This window comes from Segatella hominis (genome assembly GCF_019249725.2).
GTDB lineage: Bacteria > Bacteroidota > Bacteroidia > Bacteroidales > Bacteroidaceae > Prevotella.
This window is the reverse complement of sequence record NZ_CP137559.1, coordinates 2,214,498-2,227,215: the sequence shown is the minus strand read 5'-3', so window position 1 is coordinate 2,227,215 and position 12,718 is coordinate 2,214,498. Positions and strand designations below refer to the sequence as shown.

The 12,718-nt window shown below is 48.2% G+C and carries 13 protein-coding genes; 10 read left to right on the top strand and 3 right to left on the bottom strand.

All coding sequences use genetic code 11. The features are described 5' to 3' along the window. Nucleotide 1 precedes the first annotated feature (1 nt). The 10 genes from KUA50_RS09225 to KUA50_RS09180 all read left to right on the top strand — a co-directional run bounded on the left by KUA50_RS09225 (nt 2) and on the right by KUA50_RS09180 (nt 10,427). Nucleotides 2-1,195, top strand: a complete 1,194-nt coding sequence (locus KUA50_RS09225) for a DNA cytosine methyltransferase (protein ID WP_218457671.1) — start codon at nt 2-4, stop codon at nt 1,193-1,195. Next, on the top strand, nt 1,173-2,690 hold the full coding sequence (locus KUA50_RS09220) for a helix-turn-helix transcriptional regulator (protein WP_218457670.1): 1,518 nt from the start codon (nt 1,173-1,175) through the stop codon (nt 2,688-2,690). Before KUA50_RS09225 ends, KUA50_RS09220 begins: the two co-directional genes overlap by 23 nt. Nucleotides 2,691-2,701: 11 nt before the next feature. After that, entirely contained in the window at nt 2,702-3,622 is a 921-nt protein-coding gene (locus KUA50_RS09215; protein ID WP_218457669.1) for a hypothetical protein, read from the top strand. Nucleotides 3,623-3,625: 3 nt separating this feature from the next. Continuing rightward, nucleotides 3,626-4,105, top strand: coding sequence for a hypothetical protein (locus KUA50_RS09210; RefSeq protein WP_218457668.1), 480 nt, complete (start codon nt 3,626-3,628; stop codon nt 4,103-4,105). Nucleotides 4,106-4,206: 101 nt separating this feature from the next. Continuing rightward, on the top strand, nt 4,207-4,554 hold the full coding sequence (locus KUA50_RS09205; protein ID WP_218457667.1) for a toxin: 348 nt from the start codon (nt 4,207-4,209) through the stop codon (nt 4,552-4,554). Nucleotides 4,555-4,557: 3 nt separating this feature from the next. Then, entirely contained in the window at nt 4,558-5,547 is a 990-nt protein-coding gene (locus KUA50_RS09200; RefSeq protein ID WP_218457666.1) for a type II toxin-antitoxin system antitoxin SocA domain-containing protein, read from the top strand. 579 nt (nt 5,548-6,126) lie between these two features. Further along, complete coding sequence (locus tag KUA50_RS09195; RefSeq protein WP_218457665.1) at nt 6,127-6,951, top strand: phage antirepressor; 825 nt, start codon at nt 6,127-6,129, stop codon at nt 6,949-6,951. Nucleotides 6,952-7,021: 70 nt separating this feature from the next. Continuing rightward, nucleotides 7,022-7,303 carry a hypothetical protein gene (locus KUA50_RS09190; protein ID WP_218457664.1) on the top strand — a complete coding sequence of 94 codons (282 nt, stop codon included), beginning with the start codon at nt 7,022-7,024 and terminating at the stop codon, nt 7,301-7,303. 46 nt (nt 7,304-7,349) lie between these two features. Beyond that, on the top strand, nt 7,350-9,812 hold the full coding sequence (locus KUA50_RS09185; RefSeq protein WP_218457663.1) for a BT4734/BF3469 family protein: 2,463 nt from the start codon (nt 7,350-7,352) through the stop codon (nt 9,810-9,812). Nucleotides 9,813-9,818: 6 nt separating this feature from the next. After that, the gene (locus KUA50_RS09180) at nt 9,819-10,427 is read left to right on the top strand and encodes a DUF5675 family protein (protein WP_218457662.1); all 609 of its coding nucleotides are present in this window, start codon (nt 9,819-9,821) and stop codon (nt 10,425-10,427) included. Nucleotides 10,428-10,535: 108 nt separating this feature from the next. Here the strand turns inward: KUA50_RS09180 and KUA50_RS09175 are convergent, their stop codons facing one another. From KUA50_RS09175 to KUA50_RS09165, 3 genes are all read right to left on the bottom strand, one after another. Continuing rightward, entirely contained in the window at nt 10,536-10,880 is a 345-nt protein-coding gene (locus tag KUA50_RS09175) for a hypothetical protein (RefSeq protein WP_218457661.1), read from the bottom strand. A gap of 142 nt (nt 10,881-11,022) precedes the next feature. After that, the gene (locus tag KUA50_RS09170) at nt 11,023-11,517 is read right to left on the bottom strand and encodes a 3'-5' exonuclease (RefSeq protein WP_218457660.1); all 495 of its coding nucleotides are present in this window, start codon (nt 11,515-11,517) and stop codon (nt 11,023-11,025) included. Beyond that, a complete protein-coding gene (locus KUA50_RS09165; protein WP_218457659.1) occupies nt 11,514-12,521 on the bottom strand; it encodes a helix-turn-helix transcriptional regulator in 1,008 nt (335 codons plus the stop codon). Before KUA50_RS09165 ends, KUA50_RS09170 begins: the two co-directional genes overlap by 4 nt. Between the last annotated feature and the right edge of the window lie 197 nt (nt 12,522-12,718).

Here is a 12,718-nt window from a genome sequence, read left to right as displayed (position 1 = left end):
CATGACTAAGAGAAACAAGATGTGGACGCAAAGAGAGTTCTCTCATCCTGATTGTACCATCAGACTGGGCAGTCTGTTTAGTGGCATTGGAGCCATCGAGCACGCCTTGAAGCGTCTAGGCATCAAGACACAAATACAGTTTGCAAGCGACATCGAGCCAAACTGCAAGAAAAGTTATTTTGCCAATTACGACATCACGGAAGACCGTTGGTGTTCGGATGTTCACCTATTGGATGCAAGACCTTATCGCTACCAAGTCGATTTACTCGTGGGTGGTGCTCCTTGCCAGGCTTTCTCGCTTGTGGGTAAGCGACTGGGATTCGATGACACACGAGGTACATTGTTTCGTGAGTTCGCTCGCATCGTAAAAGAGTGCAAGCCCAAAGTGTTCATCTTCGAAAACGTGAGGGGAATGCTCAACCACAACAAGGGTATCACTTGGCAGGTCATCAAGAACACCTTCGAGGAAGACTTGAAGTATGATATTCACTTTCAAGTGCTCAACAGCCGTGACTATGGCATACCACAGAACCGTGAGCGACTGTTCTGCATCGGCTTCCGTAGAAAGACAGAGTTTGATTTCCCGAAGCCTATCGAACTGAAATACAAAATGTACGACTTCTTGCAAGACACCATCGACTCCGACTATTTCCTTGGTGACAAAGGCATCAAGTTCGTCACCTCGCACAAGAACCGCCAGAAGCGATACACGCAAATCAATGGCGAGATAGCCCTCTGCCAAAAGCGAAACCAAGAGTTCAACTGGCATGGTGACTTCGTATATCACCCATTGGCGCAAGGCGATGAGGCATACGACGAGTTTATCTTTGACGTGGATGATGTCGAGGAAAAATATTATCTCTCTGACAAGGTGAAGCAATACGTATTGTCAACAGGTACGAAGAACTTCCATACCAAGGTGGAGACCGACTTGGAGGTGGCTCGTCCATTGTTGCAGTCGATGCACAAGATGCACAGGGCTGGCATAGACAACTACGTAACCCACAAGGGGCGCATCAGAAAGCTCACCCCAAGGGAATGCCTTCGCCTAATGGGATTCAAGGATTGGTTTAAAATCGTCGTGCCAGACACGGCGATGTATATGCAAGCAGGCAATAGCATCGTGGTAGATGTACTTATCGCACTTCTCAAACAATTAGACATCACGAAGTATGGAATCGAAGAAAATCAATGAGCTGATGGCAAGTCGTGGCTACACGAAGCCGATAGGTGCCATCTTTTCCGACTGGGAATTTGTCAAGGACGAAATCCTGCTGCCGAATCGAAAGAGTGGTTCGGGTAACGGAACCGTGCATGTATATCTGATGGAAGACAATATGAACATCTTCCAAGAGTGCTTTCCTGAATACATACAAGCCGTTGGGAGTGGCAAGCCTGAGGCAAAAGACTTGTGTCCTCGCATCAAGCACTTTGTACTGACTGCCAATGTGCTTACTGTGGCTGGCATGGCATACGACCATTACCAACTTGATGACAGTTTGTTTGACTATCCTAACTACGTAAACGCCTTGTTGTCGCACGATGACAAGGGGATGATAACATTCGAGTCTCTCTTCAAGCTGTCCACCGACAACAGACCATACTTCAAGCAATTTGACAGAGAGGTGTTTGGCAAAATCATCCGCTATGTATTTGTACCCAAGAAGACTGCCTACAAGCTCTATCTCTTTGGAGATACGGCATACAGTAACTTCGCAGCATTTTGGGTGATAGGTCAGATACCTGATGATTCCTTTATCGTAGATATGGGCAGCTCTTCGAAAGTTTCCTTCAAGCCTCTCGGCATGGCTACTGAGACCAATACCAGCAAGCAAGAGGTATCTTCCAAGGACTTCACTCTTACCCAAGAGGAAGAGGCGCAGAAGAATGCCTACATGGGCTATTTGCGCAAGAAAGGAAAGTCGGAGAACACGGTTACGACTTATACCAATACACTTTGGAAGAAGTTGAGCAACTTGATTAGAGACTATTACAAATCAAACTTCCGCAACATCTTTGCCGTCAAAGATTGCTCTACGCTATTGAAGGTAGAGAATGACATTTGGAAGATTACCGAGATAAATGAGGCTGACAAGAAATCAAAGGGCAAGATGAAGATGGCTTTCTCTGAATATTCAGCCTTCGTACAGAGTGAACTGAGTGACGAAGAGTTGGTCAAGTCCCTCTTCGGTGGTAATGATACAGAGAATGCGTCCTTGATAATAGAACAAGTAGGTAAGAAACAGCAATATACCTCGCACATACCAGTCTATTCACTTCGTGCCGCTTGCGGAAGGTTTGAGGACGAGGAAAATGCCGAAATTGAGGGATGGATAGACGCAGAGAAAATCAATGTCAAGGCAAGTAAGGACTTGTTTGTTATCCATGCCAAGGGAGACTCTATGGAGCCTGAGATTCATGATGGCGACTTATGTGTCTTTCGTTGGTATGATGGGGGAAATCGACAAAACAGCATCGTGCTGACACAGCTTGCCTCCATCGACCCTGATTATGACGGTCTCTATACCATCAAGAAATATCATTGCGAGAACTCGTTCAACCCATACGGTCGTTCGCAAAATGCCAAGGTGGAGTTGCGCTCCTTGAATCCCAAGTACAAGACCATCACCCTGACGGCAGCCGACGAAAACGAGTCGAAGACAATAGGAATATTCCTCAAAACCCTATAACAAAAACAAAATTGGAAAGAGAACTCTTATACACAGAAAAGACATCTCTTCAAGATTTTCTCAAAGGAAATGCACTAAATCTTGAACTGCATCATCTTTACAAGCATTACTTGGCAAACAACAAGAAAGCCAGTATGTGTAAATGCACCGAGATAAAAGTGCTAAATGAAGTCTATAGACAATATGCCCTGTTGCACGGCTCCAAACCACGTACTTACACCACGCTCAAAATGGATATGTCGTACGTGAGGTATTGGTATGCTCGTTTGCAAAAGGAATTACAGAATGACGATGCCACGGAGTTCGTGGCGTGCCTATTGATGGGCATACTTTCCGTAGTGCCGACACTCTCCTCATTTGAGCGAGTTTTCTTGCGCTCTTTGCGTGAACATATCAAAGGTTGCCACTATTACGAGAAAGTACATTCAGCTATGATGGAGTTCAAGAAATGCTATGGTACTTTTGACATTAATGCTGACACAGCTACACAAGTTACGCCAAATGCAGAACATCTTGTTTCTTCTCAAAAGGCACAAGAGCAGCATCGCCCATCAATGGTGGCAAAATCTTCTGGTACTAACTCCATCCCTCTTGATGTGATAGCCGAAAGAATACTCTCATTGCCAAGCAAGGAACGTGGACAGATGTTCAAGGATTTGAACACTTTACTCGTGGGTACAGCTTGGGATGCCAAGGCTAAAGAGGTGCTGCGCCAAATCGCAAAGGAAGAAAAGGCGCACGAGGCAGAGCAAAGACGGCAACCAGTCATTCACCAGACAAGCATCGAGCATTTCACCAACCAATCAGGAGCTTCATACCTCGACTTCTCCGACAGCAACATTGACAGCCAAGCCTTGGCGGAGGTTATCGCCAAGCAGGGACTTTCTACATCCAAACTTGCTCCAAAACTTGAACATACAAATATTCAATAAGTCATGGCACAAATCAATCAATTCACGAATGAACAGGGAGCGCAGTTTATCGACAACTCTCACTCAATTATCACCGTCAGCCCTGAGGGAACCAAGATTAGCCAAACCTTTCATAGCGAAGAAAAGAAGAAAGGCGGTGCATCAGATACTTTCACTGGGAAGCCTTTTGGTGAGGATGCTCTTGATTCGGAAAGCGAAGGTGCGAACGCTGGCCAGCTTTCCAACCGCCAGGTGGTCATCATGATGGCAGGATTGCTCGACATCTCGCTCTCGCCCGATTTCACCAACCAGAAGCAGCTTGCTCAGTTTCTGAGCCGCCTCACGGGGCGCAGCAAGGAGAGCATCCGACAGACCATCATGCAGCTCGCCAAGGACGGCATCGAGACACCTCAGGCAAGAAAGGACTCCATCGTTGCCGCCGACGTGCTGGAGCCAGTGTGCAAGAGAGTGGCTGGCAGGTTGAGGAATGATGCGGAGGAATGAATGCCAATAGCGACTAAAGCAATGATAAAGTTGAAATATTATGGAAAATATTTTGATATTCCAACTAATTAGTGTAATTTTGCAGCGCAAACAATAATAAAATGAAGAAAGAAGATGAAGTCTCGCTATTCTTGAAGCGTTTTAAGGACAAGGCCAAGGTCTTCGGCGTAGTGTTCCGTGACGACAGAGGCAAGAACCAGCAAGCCCTCTTGGACTTGGAAATCACCGCCCTCAAGCGACTGGAAATCGTCATGAACCTGGAGGTGGGGGATTTCGTGGAAGGTCCCTTGGAAGACACGCTCAACAAGGTGGCAGACATGTGGGTGTTTGGAAAGAAAGTGAAATCGCAAGATGTGTATATCAAGATTTCGATGGGGTTCACTGGCAGCAGTGCCGTGTGCATCTCTTTCCATATCGCCGAGTACAAACTAACATATCAATTCAAGTAAACAATGATGAGAAGTCCATTTACAGGAGGAGAGGCAAGGCTGCACTCCGAGAGAAGAACCGCAGTCTTCAGAAAAGAGAAGTTCGAATATACTTTTCTCAGCTATCAGTGTGTAGATACAGGCGAATTGTTTACTACCACCGAGATGGATACCGCCAATACGATGCAGGTGTACAACCAGTATCGCACCAAGTATGGCATCCCTTTCGCCGACGAAATCAGAGGCATACGCAAGAAGTACGGACTGTCCGCCACCAAGATGTCGCAGATACTTGGTTTCGGCGAGAACCAGTATCGCCTGTACGAGAACGGCGACATGCCGAGCCTCACCAACGGCAGGATATTGAAGACCATTCAGGTGCCTACGGTGTTCGCCACCTTCGTGGAGGCTACCAAGAACGTGCTGAGTACGGAGGAATACGACAAGATTATGCTGTGCGTGGAGGAAGCCGAGGAGGAGTCCGCTACCGATAAGATTATCAGGCAACTGGTGTTCACCACTGACGGTAGAACCCGATGGAACGGTTACGCCTTGCCTTCGATGAGCAAACTGAAGAATGCGATGCTCTTCTTCATCGAGAAGTTTGGCGGCGTGTTCGTCACCCAGATGAACAAGTTGCTCTTCTACGCCGACTTCCTTTCTTACCGCCGCAGGGGGATGGGCTTGACAGGCTTGGTGTTCAAGGCTGCACCATACGGACCTGTGCCTGAGCGTTGGGACAGGGTATATAGTCTGGTAGATGACATCGAGCAAGTGCCTATCGAAAGCAAGAACGGCAACAGCGGCAGCAAGTTGGTATCAACGTTGGAGTTTGACACGGCAAGCCTCAGCGAGGAAGAGCAGGGCTGTCTTGAAGCGGTGTATGAGGCTTTCAAGAACGACACGCCAAGCACCATCTCGGAAATCAGCCACAAGGAGTCGGCTTGGCTCGACAACATCGCAAGCCACGCTCGTATAGATTACGACTATGCTTTCTCGCTGAAAGCCTTGTAACCCTCTTTCGGGACTTTCGTGCCGTAATCAAAACTTTTCTACCTGTACGGTTGAAATTACCCAATACGCCCTGAAAGGGCAGAAGCTCCTAGCCCAGGGCATCACCCTGGGTAATCATGAACGAAAACCTGTCGCCCTGTAAGGGCAAAAGCTTTAAAGATCCAAACTATAACAAAGCTTTTGCCCTTACAGGGCGTATTACTGATTGCTATTATACCCAGGGCGATGCCCTGGGCTAGGAGCTTTTGGGCTTTCAGCCCGTTTCAACCGTACAGATAGAAACTTTTTGAAAATATTTCTCGGTGTAGGCCTACACACCCCCTACACCCCTTATACCTTTGCACTCGAAATCAGAAACCATCTGTGGAATGATGGTTCTTGGTTTCGGGTGCTTTTTTTGTTTTGGTGCCTAAGGAAGTTCTCTTTCCTCTATATATTTCAGCGCGCAGAGAGGGAGAAAGGAATTAGACTCCATTTTACACAGAGAGCATCCTATGAGAATGACGAAAGTCGAGGCGAGGAATCGCCAAAGGCTTTTCGGGAAAGTAAAGTTGAACAACATTTTTAATTCATAGGATTATGACAACAAAGGATTTTAAGATTCAAGTGTTCAAGCATCCTCAGTTCGGCGAAATCCGAGTGACGGGGACGAGTGATGAACCTCTCTTCTGCCTCGTGGACATCTGCAAGGTTTTGAAACTCAACAACACGAGCATGGCGAAGAGAAAGCTGAAAGCAACGGGCATCAAAATTTTTGAGGTACGTTCAGAACTCACCAACAAACATGGCAAGACCATAGCTTTCATGGACAACCTCACCTTCATCTCCGAGCAAAACCTCTATCGCTTGATTATGCGCTCCACCAAACCGATGGCTGAGCCATTCCAAGACTGGGTATGTGGAGAGGTGCTTCCTTCCATCCGCAAGCATGGTGGATACATCCTCACCCACGAGGGAGACACCGACGAGGACATCCGCCGCCGTGCCGAGGAAGTGCTGAAAGCGACCTTGGAGCAGAAGGACAAGCTCATCCGTGAGCAGAATATGCTCTTAGGACAAAAGAACAAGCAACTTGCCGAGCAAGAGACGGAAATCGACCGCCTGCTGCCGAAGGCTCTCTACGCCGACAATGTGCTGGACAGTATATCCTGCTACACCACCACGCAGATAGCCAAGGAGCTGGGCATGACGGCGCAGGAACTGAACCGACTGCTCTGCGCAGAGCGTGTGCAGTACTACCAGAGTGGACAGTACATGCTGTATGCGGAGTATGCTCACCGTGGGCTGGCGAAGAGCCGCACGCACTTCGACTTGTTTGTCGGAAGGGATACCGTCTGTACGAGGATGTATCTCGTGTGGACGGAGAAGGGGCGCAAGTTCATTCACCAAAAGGTAAAAAGGTAAAAAACATTCTGCCTTATTTTTATCCATAAGCAGTAAACACTTAACATTACTCATTTAACATTAACGAAAGATGGAAACAAAAATCATGAGAGTAGTGAAGCAGGGAGAGACCTTCCTTGTTGATTCACAGAAGAGCGAGGGCGGAAAGCTCGCTAAGTGCAACATCGTGTTGCAGGAGTTCGGAGGCAAGTATGAGAACCAGTTTGCGGCAGCGATGCTCGGCAACAACGCACAGATTAAGCTCTATGCCGATGAGTTGGTTATCGTGAAGCTCCGCTTTCAGACCCACGAGTATCAAGGACAGGTGTTCCAAGACATCTTGGTGCAGGACATTAGAAAGGTAAAAGGGTAAAAAAATAAAAAGGTAAAAGAACTTTTTAATCGAAAATACATTGAAAATGTTTGGAATATCACAGAGCGTAAGAAGCCGAGGGGTGCAGGTCTGCACCCCCGAGCTTTTCCACCAAGCTATCCAGAGTAGCCGGGTGAAGGACGTTTGCGCGCAGATTGAGGACGCACTCGAACGCAAGCGCCGTGGCGAAATCTGCCAGGAGGACTATGATGCGATGAAGACTCAGCTGAAGAGCCAGCTCCCTATCCTCACGCCCCACGCCACATTCAAGAATGGTCGCCGCCTCAACGCTGACGCCATACCGAGCGGACTGAGCATCTATGACAAAGACCATATCCCAAATCCCAAGGGATATTGGGAAGTGAAGAGTGAAGAACTAAGAGTGAAGAATCCAAGTGCTTTGGAGAGAATCCTCTTGGTGCATGTAACGCCATCCTTGGAGGGCTTGCGCCTCGTCTTCACGATTCCCGATGGCATGGACTTGGCTCAGGCGCAGAAGTGGATGTCGGAGCAACTGGAGGATGCGGACTATGACGTTTGCGTAAAGGACTTGGCGAGACCTTCCTTTATCGTGCCAGAGGAGTATATCCTCTACATCAACGAAGGCGAGCTATTCAAAGAACACAATTCATCAATCAACAATCAAAACAACAATCAAATCAACACCCAAATCAACAATGACACTAACGACAAAGACAATCGACTTTCGGGCAACAATGGCAATCCTGCTGTTTCTCTTGGCTCTCCTGCTGAGCATGCCCAACCTGCTGATACTAATCATTCTGATGATAATCATATCGGCGATAATGGAGGGAATCAAGGCAATGGCGGAATGGAGACCGAGAAAAACTTCCCGATGGAATACGACGGAATCCCATATTCGTCGATAACCTCGAAGCTGGTTGAGCTATTGGGAGGCGAGCCTCAGCATGGCTCACGCAACAGCTTCATCTTCACGCTGTCGTGTTACTTGCGCTACCTCTGCGATGACAATCGAGACTGGATAAAGGCTATCCTCCCGACCTTCGGCGAGGAGCAGCAGAGAGCCTACGCTACGGTAGATAGTGCCTGCAACCGCAAGCAAAGCCACCGAATGCCGAGCATCGTTCGCAAGGCAATCTCCCTCTGCCAGGACGAGCAAGCACGAGGCAGAGCCGCCAACTACGACACGGACGATTTCGGCGACATCGGCAACCCCGAAAGCTATTTCTATCGCATCCACGAAATGCCAAGCAAATTGCCGAAGCTGATAAAGCTGTTGGTGAGCAGAACCCCGACCATTTACCAGCCAGCCGTATCGCAAGCCGTGTTTCCAAGCCTTGCCGCCCACCTCTGCGACACACGCTTCCGCTACATCGGCAACGTGGAGCATGAGGCGACCTTAATGAGCATCCTTTGCGCACCGACTGGAAGCGGAAAGGAATCCATCACCCAGCCGATAAATCATATCATGGCTGATATAAGAGCGAGAGATGCCGAGCAACGAGAGCGTGAACGAGCTTGGAAGGACGAATGCAACCGTAAAGGCTCGAACAAGGACAAGCGAGAGCGTCCCGAAGGCTTGGTTATCCAAGAGGTGAACATCGACATGACGAACCCTGCTTTTGTATTGCGCATGAAAGAGGCGGAGAACCATTTTCTTTATGCGAAGATAAACGAGCTGAACCTCTTCGATGCCCTCAAAGGCAAGACCAACCAGCACTTCCGCATCATGGAGCTTGCCTTCGACATCGGCAATTACGGTCAAGACCGTGTGGGCGTGCAATCAGTGACCGAAACGGTAAAGGTTCGCTTCAACTGGAACGCCTGTTGCACCCCGAAGAAATGCCGTGACTACTTCCGCAGAGTGGTGACGGATGGTCCCATCTCTCGCATCAGCTTCGCCACCATCGAGCGCAGACCGTGCGGTTCGGCGATGCCCATTTATGGCACGTACGATGCCGCCTTCGACGAGGAATTGAAGCCCTACATCGACAACCTCCTAAAGGCTCGTGGATTGGTGGATTGCCCTCAGGCTATGAAACTCGCCAAGAAACTGGTGGAGGAAAACGCCGAGTTCGCAAGGCTCTCCCAGAACTACGTCTTTGAAAATCTTAGCTTCCGAGCCAATGTCATTGCCTACCTAAAGGCGTGCGTCCTCTACGTGGCTAATGGCATGAAATGGGAGAAGAGCATCGAGGACTTCATCCGCTGGAGCGAGCGTTACGACCTATGGTGCAAGCTGAAACTCTTCGGGCAGATGATATACGATGCCGACGGCGAGCAAGACAAGGTTTCTCGCACGGCCCCTAATGGCCCGAAGAACCTGCTCACCCTCTTGCCCGACAGCTTCACCGAGGACGACTACGTGAAGGTGCGCCGTTCGCAAGGCTTCGACAACGACGACCGCAAGCGCATCAAGGATGCCTTGAAGCAATGGGTGCATCGTGGGTATGTGGCAAGGATGGAAAGTGGTGACGGTGACAGTGACAGTCCGATTTTCCGCAAGTTGAAATTTTTAAAACAATAAACGACAATGGAAATCATTTTGAAACGAATAGCAAAGAAGAACACCTATACCATCGGAAGACTCTTTATAGTGAAGAGTGAAGAGGGAAGAGTGAAGAATTCATGTGCTAAGGGAGCTGATAGCAAGCCAGTGGTGCAACGAGAAATCCTCCCAGGCAAACGCTTGGGCGACAAGCGAATCATCCACTATGAGGTGGACGAGAGCCAACTCACCAAGGAGTATTACTTCTGCGACACCTTGGAGCCGACTTGGCGCAACCTTCTCGGCATCGACTTGAAGCCCGAAGAGGTGGATGCCCGATACAGCCGACAATCGGGCAAGAAGGCTCGCAAGATACCAGGCAAGACGGCTATCCCCGAAGGCTCTTACCCAGTGGTCATCACGAAGTCGCCCCGATTCAAGACGTGGCTTCCCCTCGTGCAAGGCGTGCCAAACTTCGAGGGCATCCGCATCCACGCTGGCAACTATCCCGACGACACGCAGGGCTGCATCCTCGTGGGGGAGAACAAATACAAGGGCATGGTGGTGAACTCCCGACAGTGGCTGAAACGCCTCATCGACCGCATTACTGAGGCGAGGGAGAGAGACGAGGCAATCTGGCTCACCGTCATCTAATATCTAAGGAATAAATAAAAACGGAGCGTGATTTCACAAGCACGCTCCGCTCAAACTTAAACAACCTATGTTTGCTTGAAATTTTATAATATTGTAATGTGTTAAAAATCAAGTATTATGTAGGAAATAGGTATCGCTTCTAAAGGTAAAGGAAAAAGTGGTGGTGAAGGGTGAGAACTTGATTTCTGCAGTCAAGCGTCCGTAGAGTCCTCCTTTGCTTCTTGATAGATTACTGAGAATCCAGGAAGTAGCACTACCGCAAACCACAAGCATGATATTGTCCCTACCACTACACCAGCCATTTCTGAAGTTCTCGAAGGCTGGGAGAAATCCAGAACGAGGGGTATCCATCCATGGAAGTTCGTCAATGAATATGACTTGCCGTTCGCCCTTGTCTTGGCCTTGTAGCAACTGTTCAAGCAAGAAGAACGCTTCCATCCAGGACTTTGGCATCTTATAACCTTCCAGTTTATATTCTGCCGCAATTATGCTTTTTAATACTTTATCGGCAAGATATAGACTATTAATTCTCTTTGCGAAGATTTTTTGGCAATATTGCCACATTTTTTTCGCAGCATACGAAATTTGTGGTTATTTATAGCAGCTCTCTTGCTATCCAGGCACAGGCTTCGGCATCTGCCAAGGCGTTGTGGTGCATGGTGAGGTCGTAACCGCAATAGGCGGCTACGGTCTGGAGCTGATGGTTGGGTAGGAGAGAGCCCAGCTTTCTTCGGGAGGCACGGCAGGTGCAATGGAATTCATAGCCGGGGTATTCCATCTGATACGTCTGGAATACGGCCTTCAGGCAGCCTTCGTCGAAGGAGGCATTGTGGGCTACCAGGGGCAGACCTTCTATCTTGGGCGCAATCTCTGCCCAGACTTTCGGGAAGACATCCGCATTCATCGTGTCTTCCAGAGTTAACCCGTGAACCCGCGTGTTCCAATAAGAGTAATATTCTGGTTCGGGCTTGATGAGGCTGTAGAAGCTGTCTGCAATCTCACCATCCCTCACTATCACAATGCCCACCGAGCAGACGCTTGTACGCTGCTGGTTGGCCGTTTCGAAATCTATTGCTGCAAAATCTTTCATTCCCTTATCCTCTTTTCCAATACCTTCTGCAGATTATCAGAAGGATTCATCCCCAGCTTCTTTCGGATATTGCCACGCTGGGTGGTGATATTGGATTCTGTCTTATTGAGCAGGATACCGATTTCACTCAACTTCTTATTCTGCAGAATGAGATAACAGATTTCCCTCTCAGATGAACTCAATTCCGGAAAAACACGCTCCAGATTCTGCTTGCTCAATTCCCGGGTCTGAATATACTGCAATACATTATCTATCACATTCTTCTGCGATGCCTCACCCAGCAAATCCAGCAAATGCTCGGTCAGCTTCACATCATGCCGCTCCTTGGCCAATGCCACGTATGCCTTAATCTGCTTCTTGTTGATTCTCAACACCTGGAGCAGTTCCTCCTCTTCTCGCTGCAATATTTTATTGGCATTTACCAGATACTCGCCATTCCTGGCAATGCCCAGACTCAGCACACTGATAAACAGCAGTATCAACAGCATCATAAAGAAATAATTACGCAGCGATTCATTGCCCGTAACTATCACACAGACTAGATAAACTCCCAAGGCTATGCCTACCAGCCAGCGGGTAAGACGAGCCTGATAAGCTGCCAGCGAGAAAAACATGTTGCCGGCAAGAATGAGCATGTTGATGAGAATTACCATCGTATTATCTTTCAATGTAGGCACGAAGGCACTATACAGAATATCCATGCCTATGAAAACCTGGGTTGCTACTGCAAGGAAGGTTATCCCTTTCACCACCCCTATCTTACCCAAGAGATAGGCAGCGAACGAGGACACCACAACTACCAGAAAGACGATGTTAGATGCTGTAAAAAATGGATCGAAGGCTCCCGACAACCCCAGGATATTAGACAGGATGCCTAGATAAAGCATCACGGCAAAACATACCAGAAGCCACTGGCGCTGGCGATCGAGGTAATTGGATTCCCTCTTCAGCAAGGAGAATCCCAACCTGCGTAACTTGGTTCTTATTGAGTTCTTTGCTTTCATACTCCGTAGGGATATATTCATTATTGATAGATGAATTGCTTAGCATAACCTTGCATTGCTTAGCTTTGCTTGGCATTGCTTTATTATTGTGCAAAGATAATAAAAATCTGTGATTTTGACGGTTTTTGAGGTTATTTTTTCCCGTTTTCCTAAAAAATCAGTATTTTTCAGGGTAGTTTTTCCCATATCGAACCTTA